Source organism: Pseudomonas sp. ICBG1301 (assembly GCF_016918385.1).
GTDB lineage: Bacteria > Pseudomonadota > Gammaproteobacteria > Pseudomonadales > Pseudomonadaceae > Aquipseudomonas > Aquipseudomonas palleroniana.
Window position 1 is genome coordinate 302978 of record NZ_JAEKGB010000007.1, and the last position, 26489, is coordinate 329466.

The following is a 26489-nucleotide window of genomic DNA, read 5'->3' on the forward strand; positions in this document are numbered from 1 at the left end:
GTCCTGGCTGGCGGATCGCTATAATCGGCGGCTTTTGTTCATGAGTGCGGGGTAAGGGATGCGCGACCGACTGTTGGCTGCCGAGAAAGTAAAGGCCATCGATTGGCGTGATGGCGCGCTGCATCTGCTCGATCAGCGTGCGCTGCCGTCCCGGGAAAGCTGGGTAACCTGTACCACGGTCGATGAGGTGGCCCAGGCCATTCGCTCAATGGTGGTACGGGGCGCGTCAGCGATCGGCATCAGTGCTGCCTATGGGTTGGTGCTGGCCGCCCGCTCTCGACTCGCAGAGGGCGGTGACTGGCAGGCTGCGTGGGAAGAGGACTACGCACTGTTAGCCGATTCGCGCCCCACCGCGGCGAATTTGTTCTGGGCCTTGCAGCGTATGCGTGACCGCCTGGATCGCCTCAAAAAGCCTGCCGATCCTTTGGCGGTGCTGGAGGCCGAGGCCATTGCGATTCATGAGAGCGACCGGGAAGCCAACCTGGTCATGGCTCAACTGGGTGTCGAACGGATCCGCAGGCACCAGGGCAACGCCCAGGCGATCCTCACTCATGGCAATGCCGGTGCCTTGTCGACAGGCGGCGTGGGCACGGCGCTGGGGGTGATTCGCGCGGCGTTCCTGGAGGGGCTGGTCGAGCAGGTCTACGCCAACGAAACCCGCCCCTGGCTGCAGGGGTCGCGGCTGACTGCCTGGGAACTGGCGGGCGAGGGCGTTCCGGTGACGGTCAATGCCGACTCCGCCGGCGCGCATATTCTCAAGACCAAAGGCGTGACCTGGGTCGTCGTCGGTGCCGACTGCATTGCCGCCAATGGTGATGTGATCGGCAAGATCGGCACTTATCAGCTGGCGGTATGCGCCATGCATCATGGTGTGCGCTTCATGGTGGTGGCCCCCAGTTCCACCCTCGACCTGATGATGGCGACGGGGGAGGATGTCGCCCTGGAAGAGCGTGATCCGGACGAGTTGCGTGACATCGTCGGGCAGTGGTTAGAGGTGGATACGTACAATCCGGTGTTTGATGTGACGCCGGCGGACCTGATCGATGTGATCGTGACGGAAAAGGGCATCGTCGAGCGGCCGGATGCGGCGAAGCTGGCGAAGTTGATGTGCCGCAAGCGTCTGCATTGACGAGGGATGGCCCCCGATTGGCCCCGGAAGTCAATAAAAGCCTTGGATTTACCCTCAAAAAATGACCCCAACTCAGCTCTGAGCCCCTCTCGTCGCCCTCAAGCCTGTCATCCGTCAACTTACTACGCTCCATGCGCATCAGGGGGATAGGTGCGTGGCGGCGATTGTGATAACATCCGGCGGTTTCCAGGGCCACCCCGAGGGGTGGCCTATAACGCGCAGATCCGTGTCATAACTCGTTGATTTGTCGTAAGTCGTTGTCAGGCACCCTGTCGGCAGCGGCGAGCTTCGTTCGTCCCATATGGATGTGACGAGGTTTCACCCGAAAAAGGAATCAGGCTTCTCATGGGCGAACTGGCCAAAGAAATCCTCCCGGTCAATATCGAAGACGAGCTGAAACAGTCCTACCTCGACTACGCGATGAGCGTAATTGTCGGTCGGGCACTGCCTGATGCGCGCGATGGCTTGAAGCCCGTGCACCGGCGTGTGCTGTTCGCGATGAGCGAGCTGGGTAACGACTGGAACAAGCCGTACAAGAAATCTGCCCGTGTTGTCGGTGACGTGATCGGTAAGTATCACCCTCACGGCGACACTGCGGTGTACGACACCATCGTTCGGATGGCCCAGCCGTTTTCCCTGCGCTACCTGCTGGTAGACGGCCAGGGTAACTTCGGTTCGGTCGATGGCGACAACGCCGCGGCGATGCGATACACCGAAGTGCGCATGACCAAGCTGGCGCACGAGCTGCTGGCCGACCTGCACAAAGAAACCGTGGACTGGGTGCCGAACTACGACGGCACCGAAATGATCCCGGCTGTCATGCCGACCAAGATCCCCAACCTGCTGGTCAACGGTTCCAGCGGTATCGCCGTGGGCATGGCCACCAACATCCCGCCGCACAACCTCGGTGAAGTCATCGACGGTTGCCTGGCCCTTATCGACAACCCTGAGCTGACCGTCGATGAGCTGATGCAATATATCCCCGGTCCGGACTTCCCGACCGCTGCGATCATCAACGGTCGCGCCGGTATCATCGAAGCCTACCGCACCGGTCGTGGCCGTATTTACATGCGCGCCCGCTCGATCATCGAGGACATCGACAAGGTCGGTGGCCGTCAGCAGATCGTCATCACCGAGCTCCCGTACCAGTTGAACAAGGCGCGTCTGATCGAGAAGATCGCCGAGCTGGTCAAGGAGAAGAAGCTCGAAGGCATCACCGAGCTGCGCGACGAGTCCGACAAGGACGGTATGCGCGTGGTGATCGAGTTGCGTCGTGGCGAAGTGCCTGAGGTGATCCTCAACAACCTTTACGCCCAGACCCAGCTGCAAAGCGTGTTTGGTATCAACGTCGTGGCCCTGATCGATGGTCGCCCGCGCATCCTGAACCTCAAGGATCTGCTGGAAGCTTTCGTGCGTCACCGTCGCGAAGTGGTGACCCGTCGTACCGTGTTCGAGCTGCGCAAGGCTCGTGAGCGCGGGCATATCCTGGAAGGCCAGGCGGTTGCGCTGTCGAACATCGACCCGGTGATTGCGCTGATCAAGGCTTCGCCAACGCCGTCGGAAGCCAAGGAAGCGCTGGTCAGCACGCCTTGGGAATCCAGCGCCGTGGTGGCCATGGTCGAGCGCGCCGGTGCCGACTCCTGCCGTCCCGAGACCCTGGACCCGCAATACGGTCTGCGCGAAGGCAAGTACTTCCTGTCGCCGGAACAGGCCCAGGCCATCCTGGAACTGCGCCTGCACCGCCTGACGGGCCTGGAGCACGAGAAGCTGCTGGCCGAGTACCAGGAGATCCTCAACCAGATCGGCGAACTGATCCGTATCCTCAGCAGCGCCGTGCGCCTGATGGAAGTGATCCGCGAAGAGCTGGAAGTGATCCGTGCTGAATACGGCGACGTGCGCCGCACCGAAATCCTCGATGCCCGCCTCGACCTGACCCTGGGTGACATGATCCCGGAAGAAGAGCGCGTGGTGACCATCTCCCACGGCGGCTACGCCAAGACCCAGCCTCTGGCTGCGTACCAGGCCCAGCGTCGTGGTGGTAAAGGTAAATCGGCGACCGGCGTGAAAGATGAGGACTACATCGCTCACCTGCTGGTCGCCAACAGCCACACCACGCTGCTGCTGTTCTCCAGCAAGGGCAAGGTGTACTGGCTGAAAACCTACGAAATCCCTGAAGCTTCCCGCGCCGCCCGTGGTCGCCCACTGGTCAACCTGCTGCCGCTGGACAGTGATGAGTACATCACCACCATGCTGCCGGTCGAGGAATACACCGAAGGTCACTTCATCTTCATGGCGACCGCCAAAGGCACCGTGAAGAAGACCCCGCTGGAATCCTTCAGCCGTCAGCGCAGCGTGGGCCTGATCGCCCTGGAACTGGATGAAGGCGACGTGCTGATCTCCGCAGCCATCACCGATGGCGAGCGTGAAGTGATGCTGTTCTCCGACGGCGGCAAGGTGACGCGTTTCAAGGAATCCGACGTTCGCGCCATGGGCCGTACCGCCCGCGGTGTGCGCGGTATGCGCCTGCCGGAAGGGCAGAAGCTGATTTCGATGCTGATCCCGGAAGAAGGCAGCCAGATTCTCACTGCCTCCGAGCGTGGTTATGGCAAGCGCACGGCCATCAGCGAGTTCCCTGAGTACAAGCGTGGCGGCCAGGGCGTGATCGCCATGGTCAGCAACGAGCGTAACGGCCGTCTGGTCGGTGCGGTCCAGGTACTCGATGGTGAGGAAATCATGCTGATTTCCGATCAGGGCACCCTGGTACGTACCCGTGTGGCTGAGGTGTCGAGCCTGGGTCGTAACACCCAGGGCGTGACCCTGATCAAGCTGGCCAAGGACGAGAAACTGGTCGGCCTGGAACGTGTCCAGGAGCCGTCGGAAGTCGAAGGCGAAGAGTTGGAAGGCGAGGAGTTTGATGGCGAAGTGATCGCAACCGGCGGTGACAACGTCGACGAGCCAACCCTCGACGCTGCCGCAGACGACGAAGAACCGCAGGAATAAGCGGACATACAGGGGGCGGATGAAGATTCGCCCCCTTGTTGTTTGTCCGGATGGAAATATCGACAACTATGGAGATCCCTTGTGGGAGCGGGCTTGCTCGCGAAGGCGGACTGACATTCACTCCAGATGTCGGCTGTTAGATCGCTTTCGCGAGCAAGCCCGCTCCCACACCGGGTCCGGTGTCGGCTGATATGTTTGCGTGACTACCACCAGATCAGAGTGAGATTGGATGTGAGCAAGAGAGCCTATAACTTCTGTGCCGGTCCCGCGGCGCTTCCTGAAGCAGTCCTGCAGCGTGCGCAGGGTGAACTCCTCGACTGGCATGGAAAAGGCCTCTCCGTGATGGAAATGAGCCATCGCAGCGATGAGTTCGTGTCCATCGCCACCAAGGCCGAGCAGGATCTGCGCGACTTGCTGGACATCCCATCCAACTACAAAGTGCTGTTCCTGCAGGGCGGCGCGAGCCAGCAGTTCGCCCAGATCCCACTGAACCTGCTGCCCGAAGAGGGCACTGCCGACTATATCGACACTGGTATCTGGGGGCAGAAGGCCATTGAAGAGGCCTCCCGTTACGGTCACGTCAATGTAGCGGGCACCGCAAAGCCTTACGACTACTTCGCCATTCCGGGTCAGAACGAATGGAAGCTGTCGAAGGATGCTGCCTACGTACACTACGTCGCGAACGAAACCATCGGTGGTCTCCAATTCGACTGGGTGCCGGAAGTGGGCGACGTACCGCTGGTGTGCGACATGTCCTCGGACATTCTTTCGCGCCCGATCGATGTGTCCAGGTACGGCATGATCTACGCCGGCGCGCAGAAGAACATCGGCCCAAGCGGCATCCTGGTCAACATCGTCCGCGAAGACCTGCTGGGTCGTGCCCGTTCGCTGTGCCCGACCATGCTCAACTACAAGGTCGCGGCGGATAACGGCTCGATGTACAACACCCCGCCGGCCTTCGCCTGGTACCTGTCGGGCCTGGTGTTCGAATGGCTCAAGGAGCAGGGCGGCGTGGCGGCCATGGCCAAGCTCAACGAACAGAAGAAGCGCGTCCTGTACGACTTCATCGACGACAGCGGCCTGTACAGCAACCCGATCAACTTGACTGACCGCTCGTGGATGAACGTGCCGTTCCGGCTGGCTGATGACCGTCTGGACAAGCCGTTCCTGGCCGGTGCCGACGAGCGCGGCCTGCTGAACCTCAAGGGCCACCGCTCGGTGGGTGGCATGCGCGCCTCCATCTACAACGCTGTCGACATCCACGCGATCAACGCACTGGTTGCCTACATGGCAGAGTTCGAAAAGGAACACGGCTAATGTCTGAACAAGAGCTCAAGGCCCTGCGCGTACGCATTGACAGCCTGGACGAGAAAGTCCTGGAACTGATCAGTGAGCGTGCGCGCTGTGCCCAGGAAGTGGCACGGGTGAAGATGGCGTCCCTGGCGGAAGGCGAGGTGCCGGTGTTCTACCGTCCCGAGCGTGAGGCCCAGGTACTCAAGCGCGTGATGGAGCGCAACAAGGGCCCGCTGGGCAATGAAGAAATGGCGCGATTGTTCCGCGAAATCATGTCTTCGTGCCTGGCCCTGGAGCAGCCGCTGAAAGTGGCTTACCTGGGTCCTGAAGGCACCTTCACCCAAGCGGCGGCCATGAAGCACTTCGGCCACGCGGTGATCAGCAAGCCGATGGCGGCCATCGACGAAGTGTTCCGCGAAGTGGCGGCCGGTGCGGTGAATTTTGGAGTAGTACCGGTGGAAAACTCCACCGAAGGTGCCGTCAACCACACGCTGGACAGCTTCCTTGAGCACGACATGGTGATCTGCGGTGAAGTCGAGCTGCGCATTCACCACCACCTGCTGGTGGGCGAGAACACCAAGACCGACAGCATCAGCCGTATCTACTCCCACGCCCAGTCCCTGGCGCAGTGCCGCAAGTGGCTGGATGCCCATTACCCGAATGTCGAGCGTGTTGCGGTGTCCAGCAATGCCGAAGCGGCCAAGCGGGTCAAGGGTGAGTGGAACTCGGCGGCCATCGCCGGTGATATGGCGGCGGGCCTGTATGGTCTGACGCGCCTGGCCGAGAAGATCGAGGACCGCCCGGACAACTCCACGCGCTTCCTGATGATCGGCAGCCAGGAAGTGCCGCCGACTGGCGACGACAAGACTTCGATCATCGTCTCCATGAGCAACAAGCCCGGCGCGCTGCATGAGTTGCTGGTGCCGTTCCACGATAACGGGATTGACCTGACGCGCATCGAGACGCGCCCTTCGCGCAGCGGTAAATGGACCTATGTGTTCTTTATCGATTTCGTCGGCCATCACCGCGACCCGCTGGTCAAAGGCGTGCTGGAGAAGATCAGTCAGGAAGCCGTGGCACTCAAGGTGCTGGGCTCTTACCCGAAAGCGGTTTTGTGAGGCTTTAACATGAGTGGCAACTTTCTCGCCCTGGCGCAGCCGGGCGTGCAGCAACTGTCGCCTTACGTTCCGGGCAAGCCTGTGGACGAGTTGGCGCGTGAGTTGGATCTGGACCCCTCCAATATCGTCAAGCTGGCGAGTAACGAGAACCCATTGGGCCCAAGCCCTAAAGTGCTGGCGGCGATTCGTGAAGAGCTGGCCGAGCTGACGCGTTATCCCGACGGCAACGGCTTTGCCCTCAAGTCACTGTTGGCGCAAAAGTGCGGTGTCGAACTGAACCAGGTGACCCTGGGCAACGGTTCCAACGATATTCTTGAACTGGTCGGCCGCGCTTACCTGGCTCCGGGCCTGAACGCCGTGTTCAGTGAGCATGCGTTTGCGGTCTATCCGATCGTCACTCAGGCGGTGGGCGCTGATGCGAGAGTGATTCCGGCCAAGGACTGGGGGCATGATCTGCCGGCCATGCTGGCGGCGATCGATGCGCAAACGCGTGTGGTGTTTATCGCCAACCCGAACAATCCGACTGGCACCTGGTTCGATACCCAGGCGTTGGACGACTTCCTGCAAGATGTGCCTGCGCACGTGTTGGTGGTGCTGGACGAGGCGTATATCGAGTACGCCGAAGGCAGCGACCTGCCGGACGGCCTGGATTTCCTGGCAGCCTATCCGAACCTGTTGGTCTCGCGCACGTTCTCCAAGGCTTATGGCCTGGCCTCGCTGCGGGTTGGCTACGGCCTGTCCACGGCGGTGGTTGCCGATGTGCTGAACCGCGTGCGCCAGCCGTTCAACGTCAACAGCCTCGCCCTGGCGGCGGCCTGTGCGGCGGTAAAGGATGTCGAGCATCTGGAAGAAGGCCGTCGTATCAACGAAAGCGGCATGCTGCAGTTGCAAGAAGGTTTCCGTGAGTTGGGCCTGGGCTGGATTCCATCCAAGGGCAACTTCATTTGCGTCGATCTGGCTCAGGTGGCCGCCCCGGTATTCCAGGGCTTGCTGCGCGAAGGCGTGATCGTGCGTCCGGTGGCCAACTACGGCATGCCGAACCATTTACGTATCACCATCGGTTTGCCGGCTGAAAACAGCCGCTTCCTGGAGGCGTTGGCCAAGGTCCTGGCCCGTGGTTGATGTCACCGCATTGCAACCTGTTGTGCCTATGATCGGTCGCCTGGTGGTGGTTGGCCTGGGGTTGATCGGTGGCTCCTTCGCCAAGGGCCTGCGTGAAAGCGGGCTGTGCGGCGAAGTGGTCGGTGTGGACCTGGACCCGCAATCGCGCAAGCTGGCGGTTGAGCTGGGGGTGGTCGATCGCTGTGAGGCGGACCTGGCGCTCGCGTGCCAGGGCGCCGATGTGATCCAGCTCGCCGTGCCGATCCTGGCGATGGAGAAGTTGCTGGCGGTGCTCGCCAGTATGGATTTGGGGCAGGCTATCCTGACGGACGTCGGCAGTGCCAAGGGTAATGTGGTGCGCGCAGCGCAACTGGCCTTTGGCGGCATGCCGGCGCGCTTTGTGCCGGGCCATCCGATTGCCGGTTCCGAGCAGAGTGGGGTAGAGGCGTCCAATGCGCAGCTGTTTCGCCGGCACAAGGTGATCCTGACGCCGCTTGAGCAAACCGATCCGGCAGCCCTGGCTGTAGTCGATCGTCTTTGGCGCGAGTTGGGTGCGGATGTCGAACATATGCAGGTCGAGCGCCACGACGAAGTGCTGGCGGCAACCAGTCACTTGCCCCATCTGCTGGCTTTTGGCCTGGTGGATTCTTTGGCCAAGCGTAACGAGAACCTCGATATTTTCCGTTACGCCGCGGGTGGTTTCCGTGATTTCACGCGTATTGCCGGCAGTGACCCGGTGATGTGGCACGACATCTTCCTGGCCAACCGCGAAGCGGTGCTGCGCACCCTGGACACTTTCCGCAGTGATCTCGACGCCTTGCGCGACGCGGTTGATGCGGGGGATGGTCATCAATTATTGGGCGTGTTTACCCGCGCGCGGGTGGCGCGTGAGCATTTCAGCAAGATCCTGGCTCGCCGGGCTTATATGGATGCGGCTGTGAACGCTGATGAGCTGACGTTTCTGGCCGACCCGGGCGGCCGCTTGAGCGGCAGTATCCGGGTACCGGGCGACAAGTCGATTTCCCATCGGTCGATCATGCTGGGCTCATTGGCCGAAGGCGTGACGGAAGTCGAAGGTTTCCTTGAGGGCGAAGATGCCCTGGCGACCTTGCAGGCTTTTCGTGACATGGGCGTGGTCATTGAAGGGCCGCACCATGGGCGCGTGACCATTCATGGTGTCGGCTTGCACGGGCTGAAGCCTGCGCCGGGGCCGATCTACCTGGGGAATTCGGGGACGTCGATGCGCCTGTTGTCCGGGCTGCTGGCGGCGCAGGGCTTCGACAGTGTGTTGACGGGTGACGCCTCTCTGTCGAAGCGCCCAATGAGTCGCGTGGCGACGCCGCTGCGGGAGATGGGCGCGGTGATCGAGACCGGGCCGCAAGGCTGTCCGCCGCTGACCATTCATGGTGGTCAGATGCTCAAGGGCGTGGCCTATTCAATGCCAATGGCCAGTGCGCAGGTCAAGTCCTGCCTGCTGCTGGCAGGTCTGTATGCCGAGGGTCAGACTTCAGTGACCGAGCCGGCGCCAACCCGTGATCACACCGAGCGCATGCTGCGCGGTTTTGGCTATCCGGTGTCGGTGGCAGGGGCTACGGCATCGGTAGAGTCGGGCCATGCGCTGGTTGCAACCCGTATCGAAGTGCCGGGGGATATTTCCTCGGCGGCGTTTTTCCTGGTGGCGGCTTCGATTGCCGAGGGTTCCGAGCTGTTGCTGGAGCATGTCGGCGTCAATCCGACGCGTACCGGGGTGATCGATATCCTGCGGTTGATGGGGGCGGACATCACCCTGGAAAATCTGCGTGAAGTCGGTGGTGAACCGGTTGCTGACCTGCGTGTGCGTTCGGCTGCACTCAAGGGGATCGAGATTCCCGAGGCGTTGGTGCCGCTGGCTATCGATGAGTTTCCGGTGCTGTTTATCGCGGCGGCCTGCGCCGAAGGGCGAACCGTGTTGCGCGGTGCGCAGGAGCTGCGTGTGAAAGAGTCTGATCGCATTCAGGTCATGGCCGACGGTCTGCTTGCGCTGGGGGTGAAGTGTGAACCGACCCCCGATGGGATTATCATTGACGCAGGTTTGATGGGCGGTGGTGAAGTGCATGCCCAGGGTGATCATCGGATTGCCATGGCGTTCAGTGTGGCTTCCTTACGGGCGGCCGCACCGATTCGTATCCGTGACTGCGCCAACGTTGCTACATCTTTTCCGAATTTTCTTACATTGTGTGCCCAAGTCGGCATCCGTGTTGCCCAAGAGGCTCAATTGTGAATATCAAAGCACCGGTGATTACCATCGACGGGCCAAGTGGCTCGGGCAAAGGCACGATCGCTGGCATCCTGGCCAAGCGGCTGGGCTGGTGCCTGCTGGATTCCGGCGCGCTGTACCGCTTGCTGGCGTTTGCTGCACGCAACCATGGCGTCGACCTGACCAACGAAGAGTCCCTGAAGCTGCTGGCGGCGCACCTTGATGTGCAGTTCGTCGGCGCGACGGAGGGGCATCCCCAGCGGATCATCCTGGAAGGGGATGATGTGACCGATGACCTGCGTAACGAGCAGGTAGGTTCCTGGGCCTCCCAGGTAGCCGCGCTGCCGGCCGTGCGTGATGCATTGCTCCAGCGCCAGCGGGCGTTTCAAGAGCCCCCGGGCCTAGTGGCCGATGGCCGTGACATGGGCACGGTAGTATTTCCCGAGGCGCCGCTGAAGATTTTCCTGACTGCCAGCGCCGAGGAGCGGGCTCGTCGGCGCTACTTGCAGTTGAAGGGAAAAGTCGATGGTGTTAGTCTGTCGAGTCTGCTAGATGAGATCCGTGCGCGCGATGAGCGTGATACCCAGCGTGCAGTAGCCCCGCTCAAGCCGGCGGCTGATGCAATGCAGCTGGATTCCACGGAGTTGTCCATCGAGCAGGTGCTGGAACGCATCTTGAGTGAAATCGCCATTCGCGATATCGCCGGGTGACTAAGAAGGCTGCAGGGGACCAGTCATAGTCCTGTAGTGCTTCTTTTAATTGAAACTGACCCACACCGTCTGGGGTGTGGAGATGGGCGTATTCTTCGCCCTTATCAACAGGAATTAAAATGAGCGAAAGCTTTGCGGAACTCTTTGAAGAAAGCCTAAAAACCCTGAACCTTCAGGCAGGCTCCATCATCACCGGTGTTATCGTTGATATCGATTACCAAGCTCGCTGGGTAACCGTTCACGCTGGTCTGAAGTCTGAAGCTCTGATCCCGCTGGAACAGTTCTACAACGATGCTGGTGACCTGACTATCAATGTCGGTGACGAAGTTCACGTTGCTCTGGACTCGGTTGAAGACGGTTTCGGTGAAACCAAGCTGTCCCGTGAAAAAGCCAAGCGCGCTGAATGCTGGATTGTTCTCGAAGCAGCCTTCGCAGCTGAAGAAGTGGTCAAGGGCGTTATCAACGGTAAGGTTAAAGGCGGCTTCACTGTCGACGTTAACGGCATCCGTGCGTTCCTGCCAGGTTCTTTGGTCGACGTTCGTCCAGTGCGCGACACCACGCACCTGGAAGGCAAAGAACTCGAATTCAAGGTCATCAAACTCGACCAGAAGCGCAACAACGTTGTCGTTTCCCGTCGCAGCGTCCTGGAAGCAGAGAACTCCGCCGAGCGTGAAGCTCTGCTGGAATCCCTGCAGGAAGGCCAGCAAGTCAAAGGTATCGTCAAGAACCTCACCGATTACGGCGCATTCGTCGATCTGGGTGGCGTCGATGGCCTGCTGCACATTACCGACATGGCTTGGAAGCGTATCAAGCATCCTTCCGAAATCGTCAACGTTGGCGACGAGATCGATGTCAAGGTTCTGAAGTATGATCGTGAGCGTAACCGCGTTTCCCTGGGCTTGAAGCAGCTGGGCGAAGATCCATGGGTTGCTATCAAGGCTCGTTACCCAGAAAGCACTCGCGTAACTGCGCGTGTAACCAACCTGACCGACTACGGCTGCTTCGCTGAGCTGGAAGAAGGCGTGGAAGGCCTGGTACACGTTTCCGAAATGGACTGGACCAACAAGAACATCCACCCTTCGAAAGTCGTGCAAGTCGGCGACGAAGTGGAAGTTATGGTTCTGGACATCGACGAAGAGCGTCGTCGTATCTCCCTGGGCATCAAGCAGTGCAAATCTAACCCATGGGAAGATTTCTCTGGCCAGTTCAACAAGGGCGATAAAATCTCCGGCACCATCAAGTCGATCACCGATTTCGGTATCTTCATTGGTCTGGACGGCGGCATCGACGGCCTGGTTCACCTGTCCGACATCTCCTGGAACGAAGTGGGCGAAGAAGCTGTTCGTCGTTTCAAGAAGGGCGACGAGCTGGACACCGTTATCCTGTCGGTTGACCCAGAGCGCGAGCGCATCTCCCTGGGTATCAAGCAACTGGAAAGCGACCCGTTCTCTGAATACGTTCAGGACAACGATAAAGGCGCGATCGTTAAAGGCACTGTGAAAGAAGTTGACGCCAAAGGCGCCATCATCGTTCTGGCCGACGACATCGAGGCGACTCTGAAAGCCTCCGAAATCAGCCGTGACCGCGTTGAAGACGCGCGCAACGTTCTGAAAGAAGGCCAGGAAGTAGAAGCCAAGATCATCAGCGTTGACCGCAAGAGCCGCGTGATCCAGCTCTCCATCAAGTCGAAAGACGATGCTGAAGAGAAGGAAGCGATCCAGAACTTGAAAGCTGCTCCAGAAGCTGAAAGTACTGACACCACCATGGCGGCACTGCTGCGCCAGGCAATGGCTAAGCAGAACTAAGTTCTGTAAAGCTATAGAAAAAGGGCGACTTCGGTCGCCCTTTTTTGTGCCTGAAATTCGTTGAATCAACAACAGAGAGTTGAGGTCTACAGCTCAGGATGGGAACTGGCTATAGTTTTCAGGAGTGTGACTGTTCTGTTGTTTTTTCAATAAGGAATTAAATGAAGAGGCTGATCGTAGTATTGGCGGTAGCGATGCTCGTGGGTTGTTCTGCCACCAGCGCCAAGACTCACGCCAAGCGCGGGGTGAGTGGCATAGAGATCGACTGCTCAGGGCTTGGTTCTGGCTGGGACAAGTGCGAAAAGCGCGCTGCGCGCGAGTGTAAGGCGCAAGGTTACAAGGTTGTCACTCGGTCCAGTGATGCCAAGGACGAAGAGGGCGACTACCTGTTTGGGTGGAACCCTGCCGGCGCGGTAACGCGTACCATGCTGGTCATCTGCAACTGAGGTTGTAAGGTGTGTTTGCAGGTGTCCGTCGTACCTGGAGATAAGTCACCGTATGGGCTGTTCAAATTCATCAAGTCATGCTAAAACCTTCGGAGCGCTTTTCCTAGCTGCTTGAAAAAGAAGGGAAAAATATGACGAAGTCGGAGTTGATCGAACGTATTGTCACCCATCAAGGGCTGCTCTCATCCAAAGATGTGGAGTTGGCCATCAAGACCATGCTTGAGCAAATGTCCCAGTGCCTGGCTACCGGAGATCGTATCGAGATCCGAGGCTTTGGCAGTTTCTCATTGCACTACCGTGCGCCGCGTGTTGGCCGTAACCCAAAGACCGGTCAGTCTGTCAGTCTCGACGGTAAGTTTGTTCCCCATTTCAAACCGGGCAAGGAATTGCGCGATCGGGTGAACGAAGAAGAGGAAGAAGGCGTCTGAGTCTTTTTGGGGTTAGGAGAAGGTTATGCGTGGGGTTAAGCGCGTTGTGCTGCTATTGGTTGTACTGGTTGCAGTCCTGGCTGTCTTGGGTTTTGTACTGGAAAACCAGCAGGGTGTTTCGCTCTCATTTTTGGGTTGGGCCACTGTGCAGATGCCGGTAGCTGTGTTTGTCGTGTTGGCATTGATTGTTGGGATGCTGATCGGGCCGCTATTGGGGGTTGTGGTTGGTGGTCGCCGACGTAAAGCGGTGCCTGCGGAGCGTGGGTAGGGCTGATTCTTATGCTTCGCTGCGTTCGGCATGTCGGGCGTAGAGCCGTCTGTCAGAAAGTCTCCTTCATGTATCTTAATCGCCCCGAGGTCTCGTGATGCTGCGGGGCTGACAGGTTGCTTGTCAGACCGTGATATTGCGTGCTTGTATCTTCGCTTGGATGCCTTTCTTTCGCTCTCAGTATACTCTTCCTACAAGCTTGTGAGCTGTATCTCTCTTCATGCATGAATCATCCTACAGCCCTGTCAAGACTTGTAATATGTCAGGGAGATGGCAGAATGGAATCTGTTCTCGATAACGGGCATTTTTTGCGTTCATGATTTGGCAGAGACGCCGGATTTTGACGGTCATATAACTAAAACAATAAATACATAAAATTGTCTGCATAACGAGCCCGCAGTTTCTCTTTGAAGGCAGGTTTTAGTTGTGAGTAGTAGCTTCCGCGCTCCCCCGGTTTCCTCTTCCGACGAAATTGATGTCGTCGCTTTGTTTCGTACTATGTGGCGTCAGAAAATACTCATTATTTTTTTTGCTGCTGGTGGGGCTTTAGTGGCTGCAGCTTATGCATTCACTGTTACTCCGGTATATCAGGTCAGCAGCGTTTTGCGCCCTGCAGCCATAAATGAATTAGATGCCCTGAACAGATCAGAGGTTTATTCGCTTCCTCCAAGTGCTGCACTTTTGCGAGTGGGGGCATCTTTGGAATCTTATGAGACACGGTTGGGCTTTTTCCGTGAGAATCAGAATTTATTCCAAGCGTTTGTACGCCCGGGTCGGACTCTGGAGCAGAGTTTCGAAGAGTTTAATCGAGACTCCATTACGCTTACTTTGCCTGATGCAATAAAAGCTGGCGCTATGGGCGCGTTTATTAAGCTGGACATGAGTTATCCCAAAGGCGTTGATGGTGTCTCGATTCTTAATGATTTCGTGACGTACGCTATTACCAATGAGCGTAAGCAAATTGCGGCGGATATGAATGTCATTGTAAAAAACCGCCTGAATGAGCTATCTGGCAAGCTCGAAGCTGCGCGTTCTAGTTACCTCAATGATAAGCAGATCAAAATCGCCTCTTTGCAGGAGGTAGACAATCTTCGGCGTGCTCAACTGACTGACGAATTGAAAGCTCTTCGCGAGCAGTTGAAAACCCAGCGCAATGACCGAGTGGCCCAATTGAACGAAGCTATTGGTATCGCACGTTCGTTGGGTATTGAAAAGCCAACGACACCGACATCGCTAGGGGATCTAGGGCGGCAAGGTGGCAGTGTCATGCGGACTGAAATCAACAATCAACAAATTCCACTTTACTTTATGGGGGTGGATGCTCTACAGGCTGAGCGTGCAGCCCTGATGGCGCGTAAGTCAGATGACTTTACCGAGGGGCGAGTTTCCCAGATAGCTAAAGAGTTGGAGTTGCTCAAATTAAACCGGCAAGTTGAAGTGCTTAATCAGCGTAAAAACGAGGATGTATTTCTTGCAGGTGTAGAACCTTTGCGTGCAGAAATTGCGCGTCTGAAAAATCTTAATATCAACCTGGACAGTCTTAAGCTAGTTGTGGTTGATCAGCAGGCTCTCGAGCCGTTGCGGCCGATGAAGCCGAAGAAAATCCTGATTATTTTGCTAGGGCTCATCGCAGGCGGGATCCTCGGAAGCGCCATCGTCCTAGGGCGCAGTTGGGTGGGGAGCCGTTCCGCAGTATCGATGGATTACCGTAAGGTAGCAGTCCCGAAAGGTATTCAGAACAAGTGAGAATACGTGCGGCTGATAGGGTTCTGATTGAGCTTGTTGCCTTTCCTGGTTTTTATAGCCCTTTGCCCCGGGTGAGCATTCGTCGGCTCATGCGGAACTACGGAGTGCCGGTGGTCGTCTGAGAGGACGCGCAGCGCGTTAAAAGTTCAAAAGGTAAATGCTTGGTTCATCAGGAGCGCCTGATCTGGTGCAGTGGTGTTGTTTTTTCAGTAGGTAGGGGCTTTTGATGCGAAGCCATGATAAAGGCGGTAGAGTCTCAACTCTTTCACCTTGTGCCGTAACGCGTCAAATTATGGAGCTGCATCGGATGGGTCAGACGTTTAAGCCAATTATTTCCCCGGGGGTGCCGGAGTCTGCGCGTCGGCTGTTTTGGGAGGTTTTCTTTGCTTCCAGAGGTCGGGGAATTGATCTGAATGCCCATTTCCCCTGGATATCGTGTACCCAGAGTATTTTCTGCGTGGAAATCAGAAACCCGTCCGGCACTGGTGAGGCGCTTGCGGCGCTAGTGGTCAGGGAGCTGCGTGTCGGTCTAGATGCATGCGCAGGTCTAATCGGGTTGGTCTGTGTAGATGAAGCCTGGCGTGGCAAGGGCCTTGCGTCGGGTTTGATGAGTAGCGCTATAGAGCTTGGCGTGAGCCGGAATATGACTGCGTTGATACTCTGGACACAAAAGCCAGAAGTCTATGCAGGCCAAGGATTCGTTATAGATCAGCAGGATAGGTTTGGCTATGTGGAGTCAACGCCAGAGCAGCGTATCAAGATGGTGTACGCTACGCATGATTGGCCTGGCTCGGACGTCGGCGAAACTAAACGTGGGATCCCTCCTTTTGCTTCCAGAGGGCAGGTTATTTCAAGTGACAGAGCCAGTATTGTTGTCTTCTCTGTAAAGGATGGGTGGAGTGTAGCGGAGTGGGCTGGAGAAAAGAAAGACATCGTCGATCTTATGATGGCGTCCTTGCCGGGCCGTTATTCTCTCAACTTAGCTGAAAGTGACTCTTTAATATCTGAACTGGAGGAAAGAGGCCTTGGGCTTGATTTGCGACCATCTGCGGTAAGAATGGTTAAGCATCTAGGTGACGGTGTTCCTGTTAAATTGCCAACAATTAAATTTCTCGATCGGATCTGAAAAATGTCAAATGTAGCCTCACCTATTCCGCTGGTTAAAGTCGCGATGCCTCCGCGTGATATTTTACTACCGGCGTTGGAGTCAGTTCTTTACAGTGGGATGATTTCTGAGGGAGAGCATGTTTACCGCTTTGAAGATGCCTTTGCTGAACAATTTAGACTGAAAAATGTTTTGGCTACCAGTAGCGGTACAGCAGCTCTTCATTTGGCTCTCCTATTAGCCGGTGTTGGAATAGGTGATGAAGTAATCACTACGTCAATGACTGCAGAACCCACCAATACGACTATTCTGCAGGTAGGTGCAACACCAGTCTTTGCTGATGTAGAGCGTTGCACGGGGAATTTGTGTCCAGATGCAGTAGCTGCAGCTATTACAGAAAAAACAAAAGCTATTTGTGTTGTGCATTACGCTGGGTATCCAGTGCGCTTGAAAGAGTTAAGAGAAATTGCCGATCGCCATGGGCTCTCATTGATTGAAGACTGTGCGCATGCGTTGGGGGCGGAATATAATGGCCAGCCTGTTGGCACAGTTGGTGACTACGCCATTTACTCTTTCCAAGCAATCAAACATATGACGACGGTAGATGGTGGTCTGCTGACGATGAAAAACCCTAGTCAGATGGGGGACGCGCGTAAGTTGCGCTGGTTTGGTTTGGCAAAAGGTGTTCCACGTACCGAGGTTGATATCACCAAGGTCGGCTACAAATATAATATGCATAATGTTGCTGCGGTTATTGGTCTAAAACAATTGGAGGTTATTTCGCCATTGTTGAAAAGACATTACGATAATGGGCGCTATTTTGATAGCGCGTTACAAGGGGTGGCGGGTTTGGCGCCTGCTCCCGTAGAGCCAGGCGTAATGCCTGCGTATTGGCTGTATACGCTTCTAGCCGATGACTCGGACGAAATTGAAAAGGTACTGGCAGCCAACGGTATAATGGCGTCAAAACTTCATCGCCCGAATCACCTGCACTCCGTCTTTAAGCCATTCGCGGGTGAAATGCCAGGGCTTGAAGAGTTTTACAAGCGCTTAATCCACATTCCATGTGGCTGGTGGGTATCCGAAGATGATCGCGAGCGTATCGTCGACATACTGAAGCGTGGTTGAAGAGAGAAAAGTTACGTGATATCTAAAATTTTTCCGCTTTATGGTGTTGTTCATACCCCAGAGATGGACGTGGTGGCGCTAGATATATTGCGCTCTGGCAGAATCGCCAGCGGAGAATGGGTCGCGAAATTTGAGGATGCCCTGAAAGGCGTTATTGGCTTGCCTCACGTAGTATCGACAGTTGATATGACTAGCGCGCTATTTCTTGCTCTGCACCTTGCGGATGTTCAGCCAGGTGATGAGGTGTTGACGACAGCATTCGCTTGCCTCTCGACAAACTCGGCGATTGCTCATTCTAAGGCGATACCTGTTTGGGTTGATGTGAGTCCGGGCAACGTATCGATGAGTGTTGCAGACCTCGAGTCGAAGATTAGTGAAAAGACGAAGGCTGTAATCTTGTATCACGTTGCTGGCTATCCGGGCCCTGCGAGAGAAATTAGTGAACTGTGCAAGAAATACAATCTGGTTTTGATAGAAGATTGTGATAACGCTTTGTTGGCTGCACAAAACGGCGTAACCGTGGGATCGTACGCCGACTTCGCTATCTATTCTTTTTACCCAAATCGACAAATTAACGCCACCGAGGGTGGCGCATTAGCTTGTCGCAACGAAGCTATGGCTGCTAAGGCGCGTCGCTTAAGGCGTTTTGGTATCGACTTTGGGACCTTCAGAGCCGAGACCGGTGAGATCAATCCTCTTTCCGACATTCCCGAGATTGGCTGGGGAGTGACTATGAACAATCTGTGTTCAGGACTGGGTTATGCACAATTTGAATCGCTGAATACTAGGCGAGATGCAACCATTAGAAATGCTCAGGCGCTATCCTCGCTTATCTCGGGCGTTCAGGGTTTGACACCCGTTCCGGTGCGTGAGTCAGATGAGCCCGTATATTGGGTTTTTTTGATTCTTGTTGAAGATCAAGCGCGTGTATTGAGTGAGTTGAAGAAGAGGGGGGTTATGGCTTCGAGTGTGCACCAGCGCAATGATGTTTATAGTGGGTTTGAGGGGGGGGCAAAGTACCTACCGAACACTGATGTTCTCCAGAGTAGCATCATAGGTGTGCCCTGTGGCTGGTGGTTGACAGAGGTTGACATGGTATTTATCGCCGACGCTTTGAAGGAAGCGGTGGCATTGCAGGCCGCCCATGCAGTCGATAGCCAGTCATGAATTGGCGAACTCCTGTTATAGGAAGAATGCTAATGTTGTATGCAGGAAGGTCTTCCAGCTTGCTGGTGGCCTTCTTGTTCTTACCTTTATATAGCCATTTGTTGGGCAGCTCGCAGTTTGGTGTGGTTGCTGTCATTCTGTCCCTTCAAGCACTGTTGGTCATGATGGACCTAGGGATGTCCACCCTGACGGGTAGAGAGATATCTGTATCTAATGGCACGGATAATTCATTGCTGACTCTGCTTAGAACGGCCGAGTTAAGTCTCTCGGGGTTTTATGGATTATTGCTGTTTATCGCTGTTGCGTTGAAGCTTTTTTACTTTGCTAGTTCGATATCATGGCTAGTCGTGGTCGGTTCGGTAGTGCTCTTTTGGTTGTTGGTTATGCAAAACCTTTACTATTGCAGCCTAATAGCTCGGAGAAATTATACGTTGGGTAGTGGTGTGCAGATCGTAGGGGTCGTAGTTAGGGCCTTTATTACTGCCGCTGCGTTGAACTACGTATCTGCAACTTTGGAAGTGTTCATTATCGCTCAATTGATCCTGACGGCTATACACTGGGGGTTAACCCGTCAATTGGTGGTTTCGGCTCTTGCCGGTAGCACTGATGGCTTATCGCAGGCAAGGAAACCGACCATCTCTGACGCAATAGTCTTGACGAAAATGGGCGGAGCTCTAGTCTTATTTTCTGCAGCCGGAGCTGCGGTAACGCAGCTGGATAAGCCTATAATATCGATGTTCGCTTCAGCCAGCAGCGTTGCACCTTACTACCTGGCCAGTCTGTTGTGTATGACGCCGATTTCCATTCTTGCTGGACCGGTCAGTCAATACTTTCAGCCGATTTTTCTGCGTGAGGCAGTAGAGGGCAGTCAAGCCAGGGCGAAAAGCACCATCGTCAGGTTTGCGCTTTCCGTATTTTTTGTGACAGCCTTGCCTACCTTTATATTGTGGTGGTTTCGCGCGCCAATCATCGACCTTTGGGTTGGCACGAGCGAGAATAATGGTCTGATCTCAACCTACGTGGCAATCTTGCTTCCTGGTTTGGCGCTCGGTGCATTCGGTTTCATACCCTACAGTTTGCTGGTTTTTGCCAAAGATTATCGCTTTCAGGCTGTGATGTCCGCATGCCTGACTGCAGTTACACTAGGGTTAGCTACATTCGCAGCAATTGAAAAAAATATTGAGGCGGTTTGCTATATTTATTCTGCATATCATACTGCGTCAACCGTGATTTCCTGGTTGAGGGCCTCAAGGCTGCCAGATGTTGGAGTTTATGCAAGGAAAGCAGCACTGGTAGTGTCGATCTTGGTGTTTGCATCCGTCTCGGTGTTCGGTTTCGCGTTATACATTATTATTTGATCGGTGGATGGTAATATGTTTGATAATAAAGTTTTAATGATTACGGGCGGTACAGGCTCTTTTGGCAATACTGTTTTGAAGCGGTTTTTGAATACGGATGTCAAAGAGATTATCGTATTCAGTCGAGATGAAAAGAAGCAGGAAGATATGCGTATTGCCTTGAATAATTCCAAGGTTAAATTTCATATTGGTGATGTAAGGAACTATGAAAGCATTAGTCGCGCCATGGCCGGTGTAGACTATGTTTTTCACGCTGCGGCTTTGAAACAGGTACCGTCGTGTGAGTTTTACCCGATGGAAGCAGTACTGACCAATATCACCGGGACAGAAAATGTCCTGAACGCGGCTATTGATAATAACGTGAAGCGTGTGGTTCTGTTGAGCACCGACAAGGCGGTTTACCCTATCAATGCGATGGGCATTTCTAAAGCAATGGGCGAAAAAATTCTGATCGCCAAATCGCGCATGGTACGTGAGGGAGGGCCAGTACTTTGTGCGACTCGTTACGGAAATGTAATGGCGTCGCGTGGATCGGTAATTCCACTCTTTGTGGATAAAATCAAAGCGGGCGTACCGCTTACTGTCACCGACCCAAACATGACCCGCTTCCTGATGAGCCTTGAGGACTCTGTTGATTTGGTTCTTCATGCCTTTGAGCACGGCGAGCAAGGCGATATTTTCGTCCAGAAGGCGCCTGCCAGTACGATTGGCGATTTGACGGTTGCGCTGAAAGAATTGTTCCAGAGTGATGTGCCGGTAAACATCATTGGTACACGTCATGGCGAGAAGTTGTATGAATCACTCGTTTCTCGTGAGGAAATGGCCAAAGCCAAGGATATGGGGCGGTATTATCGTATTCCTGCGGATAACCGCGACTTAAACTACGATAAGTTTATTATCGAGGGGCATCCGGAAGCTAACTCTATCGATGATTACACATCCCATAATACTGAGTTGCTCAATATAGAAGGGATCAAGGAATTGCTTCTGACATTGGCATATATCAAGCATAGTATTGGTTCGTAAGTATGACATTATTGAGTGTGATTATACCGACGCATAATCGTGCTAAGTATGCTGTTCAGTCGATAAAGTCGATTTTGGAGCTTTCGGACGATATTCAAGTCGTGGTATGTGATTCCAGTCCGGTAGATGATATTTCAAGTAAATTTTCTGAGGCTTTACCAGCGTCGCGCTTAAAGTTCGTGAGGGGGCGCACAGGTATAAGTGTTGTTGATAATTTTAATCTCGGTCTTCAGTCTGCTGACGGGCAGTATTTAGTATTTCTCGGGGATGACGATTTCGTCTCTTCGGAGATTGTTAATGTTGCAAACTGGGCTAAGTCGAAAGGCGTTGATTCGATAAAGTTTAATTTTCCTGCGCTTTATTATTGGGATGACTTCAAACATTCCACTCGAGGCGACTCGTACTTTGGGACGCTGCACCTGGCACCGTTTAATGGCGCAGTAGTAGCTCATGATTTAACTGGTTCCATGAGGTATGCGCTTGATAATTTTGGTGGTGGCGTATTCAATATGCCCCGCGCTTATGCTGGTATGATCTCTGCTGGCTTAGCCCATAGAATTGTAAGTAAGTATGGTAGTTTGTTTGGGGGAGTAAGTCCCGACATCTTTAGTTCTTTCCTGATCGCAAACGAGTCGGAAAGCTGCTTCCTGGTTGACTATCCAGTCATTATTCCCGGAGCTTCTGGACTGAGTACTTCTGGGCAAAGCAGCTCTGGAGGACACTACGGTAAGCTTCGCGATAACCCACATATCGCCCCCTTCAAAGACCTTGTATGGGACAAACGCGTTCCTGAATTTTACTCGGTACCTACGGTGTGGTCATACTCTCTACTGAAGGCGGTAGAGAAGGTTGAAGAGGAAAAAGGAGTTTCTCTGAATCCCAATTTTGGTAGGTTACTGCTGAAGTGTTTTGTCTACTTTCCTCGTTCCTATCGAGAAACAGTTTTTTCTTTTCGAGAAGCTTGCTCGCTGTTTGGTGCTCCAAAAATCGTAGGTCAGTTACTCGGCTCTTTTTGGACTGAGTTCTTATGGGGCGCTTCCCGTATAATAAATAGGTTTCGGGCACGTCATGTAAGTAATAGCATCGAAGTGTTAACGGGGCTCAATACTTCCTATATGGCAAGTCAGAGGTTGGAGGAGGTCTTAAAGGCGTCTGACGTTAAGATACAGCTTCCTCATTGAAGTTGGCACGGATGCGTTGAAAGTTTCAATGGTAACTATTGCGTTGCCGTCGTCAGACTATATGTTATTGGAAGTGTTGAATGGTTACTGAGTCAAGTGTTCAAAATCCAGACACCGCTTGGGTGAGCGTCGTGATCCCGTGCTATCGTTGTAAGGAGACCATACGACGTGCACTTGATTCCGTTTACCACCAATCCTTGCGACCCGCTGAGGTCATACTCGTTGATGATGCGAGCCCGGATAATACGCTTAATTTTTTGTTTGAATTGGCCAAGGAGTACCCGGAGCATTGGATTAAGGTTATCTCATTGGCGGTAAATTCGGGGCCTGGCACGGCACGAAATGAAGGTTGGAGGATTGCAAGCCAACCCTATATCGCTTTTTTAGACTCCGATGACAGCTGGCATTATAAAAAAATTGAACTTCAGTATGAGTGGATGAAAAACAATCCAGAAGTTTTTTTAACTGGACAAAAGGGACTGACGATTGAGGAATCGTCGAGCATAGCAACCGCTCCTTATGAAAGCGGTGATGTGACCTTCACTCGGGTATTGAAGCAGCAACTGCTGCTTTCGAATAAATTTTCTACCCCATCGATTATGTTGCGTCGGGACTTACCATTGCGGTTTCCCGAGGGGAAACGTTTTTGCGAGGACTACGAGCTTTGGTGTGTTTTATGCTGCTCCGGCTTAGACTGCTATTCGATCGATAAGCCGCTGACATTTTGTCATAAGCCTTTGTATGGGCATGCAGGGTTGAGTGGTAACTTGTGGAACATGGAAAAAGGTGAGCTAGAAGTATATAAAGTGCTTCGTGCGCAAAGGAAGATAGGCTTCTATTACCACTGTTTTTTGAAGTTTTGGTCTTTGATGCGATATCTACGTCGAGCGTCGAAGGTCAAGTTGGGTAGTCGTACAGAATGATTTATCTACTGGGCTGGCTGATATTGCTGGTGGCGTTGTTTTTCACCGCATTGTCCGGGTACCGGACACGTTTTTTTGCAGGCGTAGCATTGCTGTTCTTTATGTTTGTTTCGGTCTTCCGCGGGGCTGTAGGCACTGACACAAATACCTATGAGGTGGTCGTTGGTCGCTTAATGGAGGGTATTTCCTGGACGGGGATGGAGCCGGGCTTTGTTTTTATGAGCTGGGTGCTTGTCGAGATCACGGGGGTTCCGGAAATAGCTGTCAGGCTGGTCAGTGTCGTTATATTCCTTATCATGTTTTTGCATCTATTTCGTTCGGATAAAAATGAAAAGTTTTTGATGCTTTCTTATATGCTGCCTGCTTTCGTATATCAATATACAATGAATGGGCTGAGGATCGGCATCGCAGCGATGTTATTATTATTTGCGGTCCAAAATATAAGGCGGTCTAAAACGCTCACGGGATTGGTTTTGGCCGTCTCGGCCTTGCTTTTTCACTACTCTTCCCTCGTCTCTCTTGTATTTATCTGGGCTTCCCAGGCGCGCTGGGCTAAAGCCTCTAACGTTCTAATAGTCCCGCTTGCTTGCGTTGCGGTGTTGGCGATATTTAGTATTAATGGTGATTATTTTTTCGCCAAGCTTCTCTCTTATCAAGATTCCGAGTCACCAAGCGCGCTTTCCGGGTTAGGTAAAATTGCGGTTTTATTGCTGCTGGTATTGGGCGTAGGCCTCTCAAGATTGCCTCGACTGGAGAAAACAAAACTGATGTTCTTAGGTGGCGGCTTTACAGTTATGTTTTGGGCTGTGTCGAGTGTTTCATATGCCGGGTTGAGGTTTTTGGATTTGATCTCGTTTGCATTCCCCCTCGCTATATTGCTCACCTACAGTAGATGCCGGCTGGATTTTGATCGGACCATCAAGCTCACTCTTATTTTGGCTGGCTTGCTGGCGGCTATAAGCGGTTACAGAAATTTCATATTTGAGGAAGGGGAAGGGCCAACGCCTTTCATGCCGTATCATCTTAACGAAGCATTTGATGTGTTATAAGCGGCTGGAGGCCCTATATGCCACTTTATTCAATGTTGCTTGAAGTGGCTTCCTATGGAGGCAGTAGCTTTAATTCTGTTCAGGGGGGCGTATGAATGTTTGCGTAACTGGGGGCACGGGTTTTATCGGTGCCCCTCTCTGTAGGGCGCTTTTGAGTCAAGGCGGTACGGTGAGGATGCTTTCAAGGAAAGCGCGACCGTCCCATCCGGGATTGGAAGTTGTGCCGGGAGATCTCCTCGAGTCGGGTGACCAACTCTTGGACTTCATCGAGGGCTGTAATACGCTCTTTCACTGTGCAGGCGAGATCAAAGATGTCAGCTTGATGTATGACTTGCATGTCCGTGGCACGTCCAATCTGCTCAAAGCGGTGAGTGAAAAAATCAGAAAAACCGGTGAGCCTTTTCATTGGGTTCAGTTGAGCAGTACGGGAGCGTATGGAAAACGGGCAGTTTCCAGGGCTCAGCATTCAAGTATTGATGAACATTGTTCCCCGGCGCCGGCTGGAGAGTATGAGGTTACCAAGACTATTTCCGATGAACTGGTAATCAGTTTTTCAAAAGTGGAGCCGCTGTTTACCTACACTATTGTGCGACCTTCGATAGTTGTTGGCCCTGAAATGCCAAATCAATCATTTTTTCAGCTGTCAGCCATGGTCCGAAAACGACTATTTTTTTATATAGGCAATCTACCCTCGTTGTCGACTTATGTTCATGTTAATGATGTCGTCAGGGCACTGATGATGTGTGCTTTTGATGCTAGAGCGAAAGGGCAGATTTTTATTTTATCCAATGACTGCCTTCTCTCTGAGGTTATTGGTTCAATGGCGAAGGCCTATAATGTATCCGAGCCTCGGGTAAGAATTCCAGAAGGCGTGCTACGACTTCTAGTCAGCCTGACCTCGCCCCTTATCAAACTACCGTTGACACACGAACGAATAGATGAGTTGGTGAAATGTGTGGGTTACAGCTCGGAAAAAATTAAACAAACTATTGGGTTTGAATTCGAAAACACGATACCGCAGGCGATGCATGAATTGCTAAGCCAATTTATCAAAAAAACGAACTCCAAAGCTGTGGTTGATAATGATTAAGAAAAAGAGAATATGCGTTGTTGCTACGGTGCCAGTCGCATTAAAGGTGTTTATGGTTGAACACATTAATAAACTGGCGGAAAAGTACTGTGTAACCGTAATGGCTAATGCAGAGTCCGAGCAAATTTATCAATTTCTCGACAAGAGCATTAGGTTTATTCCGCTGCCTATACAGCGCAAAGTCTCGGTGTTCAGTGATTTGGTATCGTTAATAAAGCTATTCAAAATTTTTACAACTGAAAACTTTGACTGTGTACTGTCTATCATGCCGAAATCGGGTCTTTTAACGATGCTGGCTGGTTATTTTGCGCGTGTACCTCATCGCGTCCATATTTTCACCGGACAAGTTTGGTATACAAAACGAGGATTTTCACGGTTTGCTTTGAAGAAATTAGATCAGCTTCTAGCATCTGCGGCCACCAATTTGCTGGCTGATAGTCCTTCCCAGCGGGATTTCCTTATAAAGGAAAACGTTGTTAAACCCGCAAAAATCGAAGTGCTTGGTCAAGGTTCAATTAGTGGGGTGGACTTGGCTCGCTTCAAACCAGATACCATGATGAGAGAGAAAATCAGGCGCGAGCTTGGACTGGATGATTCGGCTCTGGTTTTTCTATTCATGGCGCGCTTGACCCACGTCAAAGGAATTGTGGATCTGGCGCGGGCCTTTACCGATGTCGCGATGAGTTGTCCGGATGCTCATTTGCTTGTTGTCGGCCCTGATGAAGACGGTGTCGAGCATGTGGTTGCAGAGCTAGCGTTGAAGTTCAAGGGGCGGTGTCACCGGGTTGGCTTTACCAATAACCCTGAAGGATATATGGCGGCTTCGGATGTCTTTAGCCTACCCAGCTACCGGGAAGGCTTCAGCTTGGCAACTATTCAGGCTGCGGGCGTCGGCCTTCCTGCCATTGCTTCGCGAATATATGGCTTGAGTGATGCTGTGCAGGAAGGCAAGACCGGGCTTCTGCACCGTCCAGGTGCGATTGATGAAATCAGTGCGGCTATGAAGGCGCTCTACTCTGATAGTGGCTTGAGAATTAAGCTTGCTGAAGCTGCAAGGCAAAGAGCACATACAGATTTCGCCCAGCCGATCATCATCAATGAAATGTCTTTGTATATGGACCGTTTGCTGGTGTGATTCGCCTTCTGGTCGTATATCGAGTCAAGGTAATTATTGCCACGACT

22 protein-coding genes are annotated in these 26489 nt (G+C 53.6%); all 22 read left to right on the plus strand.

Going from position 1 to position 26489, the window contains the following annotated elements; all coding sequences use genetic code 11:
* The first annotated feature begins 58 nt into the window (after positions 1-58).
* The 22 genes from mtnA (at position 59) to JBE38_RS19215 (ending at position 26442) form a co-directional block, all read left to right on the plus strand.
* Positions 59-1129 carry an S-methyl-5-thioribose-1-phosphate isomerase gene (mtnA, locus tag JBE38_RS19110; protein WP_090366098.1) on the plus strand — a complete coding sequence of 357 codons (1071 nt, stop codon included), beginning with the start codon at positions 59-61 and terminating at the stop codon, positions 1127-1129.
* Between the two features lie 345 nt (positions 1130-1474).
* Positions 1475-4129: a DNA gyrase subunit A gene (gene gyrA / locus JBE38_RS19115; RefSeq protein WP_205344882.1), complete on the plus strand. Its 2655-nt coding sequence runs from the start codon at positions 1475-1477 to the stop codon at positions 4127-4129.
* Positions 4130-4360: 231 nt separating this feature from the next.
* Positions 4361-5446 (plus strand): 3-phosphoserine/phosphohydroxythreonine transaminase, encoded by a 1086-nt coding sequence (gene serC / locus JBE38_RS19120; RefSeq protein WP_205344883.1) that lies wholly within the window; start codon positions 4361-4363, stop codon positions 5444-5446.
* Positions 5446-6540 carry a prephenate dehydratase gene (gene pheA / locus JBE38_RS19125; RefSeq protein ID WP_003218812.1) on the plus strand — a complete coding sequence of 365 codons (1095 nt, stop codon included), beginning with the start codon at positions 5446-5448 and terminating at the stop codon, positions 6538-6540. The genes serC and pheA overlap by 1 nt, the downstream gene beginning before the upstream one ends.
* A gap of 9 nt (positions 6541-6549) precedes the next feature.
* Positions 6550-7662, plus strand: coding sequence for a histidinol-phosphate transaminase (gene hisC, locus JBE38_RS19130; RefSeq protein ID WP_205344884.1), 1113 nt, complete (start codon positions 6550-6552; stop codon positions 7660-7662).
* Positions 7663-7690: 28 nt separating this feature from the next.
* Positions 7691-9901, plus strand: a complete 2211-nt coding sequence (locus tag JBE38_RS19135) for a bifunctional prephenate dehydrogenase/3-phosphoshikimate 1-carboxyvinyltransferase (RefSeq protein WP_205344918.1) — start codon at positions 7691-7693, stop codon at positions 9899-9901.
* A complete protein-coding gene (gene cmk, locus JBE38_RS19140; protein WP_205344885.1) occupies positions 9898-10587 on the plus strand; it encodes a (d)CMP kinase in 690 nt (229 codons plus the stop codon). The genes JBE38_RS19135 and cmk overlap by 4 nt, the downstream gene beginning before the upstream one ends.
* A gap of 119 nt (positions 10588-10706) precedes the next feature.
* A complete protein-coding gene (rpsA, locus tag JBE38_RS19145; protein WP_060753210.1) occupies positions 10707-12392 on the plus strand; it encodes a 30S ribosomal protein S1 in 1686 nt (561 codons plus the stop codon).
* Positions 12393-12553: 161 nt separating this feature from the next.
* The gene (locus tag JBE38_RS19150; RefSeq protein ID WP_060753211.1) at positions 12554-12838 is read left to right on the plus strand and encodes a hypothetical protein; all 285 of its coding nucleotides are present in this window, start codon (positions 12554-12556) and stop codon (positions 12836-12838) included.
* A 131-nt stretch (positions 12839-12969) separates the two neighbouring features.
* Positions 12970-13266 carry an integration host factor subunit beta gene (gene ihfB / locus JBE38_RS19155; RefSeq protein WP_003189779.1) on the plus strand — a complete coding sequence of 99 codons (297 nt, stop codon included), beginning with the start codon at positions 12970-12972 and terminating at the stop codon, positions 13264-13266.
* Between the two features lie 25 nt (positions 13267-13291).
* Positions 13292-13534: a lipopolysaccharide assembly protein LapA domain-containing protein gene (locus tag JBE38_RS19160; protein ID WP_205344886.1), complete on the plus strand. Its 243-nt coding sequence runs from the start codon at positions 13292-13294 to the stop codon at positions 13532-13534.
* A 426-nt stretch (positions 13535-13960) separates the two neighbouring features.
* Complete coding sequence (locus tag JBE38_RS19165) at positions 13961-15280, plus strand: Wzz/FepE/Etk N-terminal domain-containing protein (protein WP_205344887.1); 1320 nt, start codon at positions 13961-13963, stop codon at positions 15278-15280.
* Between the two features lie 307 nt (positions 15281-15587).
* Positions 15588-16406 carry a GNAT family N-acetyltransferase gene (locus JBE38_RS19170; protein ID WP_205344888.1) on the plus strand — a complete coding sequence of 273 codons (819 nt, stop codon included), beginning with the start codon at positions 15588-15590 and terminating at the stop codon, positions 16404-16406.
* Between the two features lie 3 nt (positions 16407-16409).
* A complete protein-coding gene (locus JBE38_RS19175) occupies positions 16410-17513 on the plus strand; it encodes a DegT/DnrJ/EryC1/StrS family aminotransferase (RefSeq protein ID WP_205344889.1) in 1104 nt (367 codons plus the stop codon).
* 15 nt (positions 17514-17528) lie between these two features.
* Positions 17529-18680, plus strand: a complete 1152-nt coding sequence (locus JBE38_RS19180) for a DegT/DnrJ/EryC1/StrS family aminotransferase (RefSeq protein WP_205344890.1) — start codon at positions 17529-17531, stop codon at positions 18678-18680.
* Positions 18677-20038: a lipopolysaccharide biosynthesis protein gene (locus tag JBE38_RS19185; protein ID WP_205344891.1), complete on the plus strand. Its 1362-nt coding sequence runs from the start codon at positions 18677-18679 to the stop codon at positions 20036-20038. Before JBE38_RS19180 ends, JBE38_RS19185 begins: the two co-directional genes overlap by 4 nt.
* Before the next feature lie 15 nt (positions 20039-20053).
* The gene (locus tag JBE38_RS19190; RefSeq protein ID WP_090366083.1) at positions 20054-21064 is read left to right on the plus strand and encodes a polysaccharide biosynthesis protein; all 1011 of its coding nucleotides are present in this window, start codon (positions 20054-20056) and stop codon (positions 21062-21064) included.
* A 2-nt stretch (positions 21065-21066) separates the two neighbouring features.
* Positions 21067-22245 (plus strand): glycosyltransferase family 2 protein, encoded by a 1179-nt coding sequence (locus JBE38_RS19195; RefSeq protein WP_205344892.1) that lies wholly within the window; start codon positions 21067-21069, stop codon positions 22243-22245.
* 80 nt (positions 22246-22325) lie between these two features.
* Positions 22326-23168 (plus strand): glycosyltransferase family 2 protein, encoded by an 843-nt coding sequence (locus JBE38_RS19200; RefSeq protein WP_205344893.1) that lies wholly within the window; start codon positions 22326-22328, stop codon positions 23166-23168.
* Positions 23165-24217 carry an EpsG family protein gene (locus JBE38_RS19205; RefSeq protein ID WP_205344894.1) on the plus strand — a complete coding sequence of 351 codons (1053 nt, stop codon included), beginning with the start codon at positions 23165-23167 and terminating at the stop codon, positions 24215-24217. Before JBE38_RS19200 ends, JBE38_RS19205 begins: the two co-directional genes overlap by 4 nt.
* Before the next feature lie 91 nt (positions 24218-24308).
* Positions 24309-25307 (plus strand): NAD-dependent epimerase/dehydratase family protein, encoded by a 999-nt coding sequence (locus JBE38_RS19210; protein ID WP_240202545.1) that lies wholly within the window; start codon positions 24309-24311, stop codon positions 25305-25307.
* Entirely contained in the window at positions 25300-26442 is a 1143-nt protein-coding gene (locus JBE38_RS19215; protein ID WP_205344896.1) for a glycosyltransferase, read from the plus strand. Before JBE38_RS19210 ends, JBE38_RS19215 begins: the two co-directional genes overlap by 8 nt.
* Positions 26443-26489 lie beyond the last annotated feature (47 nt).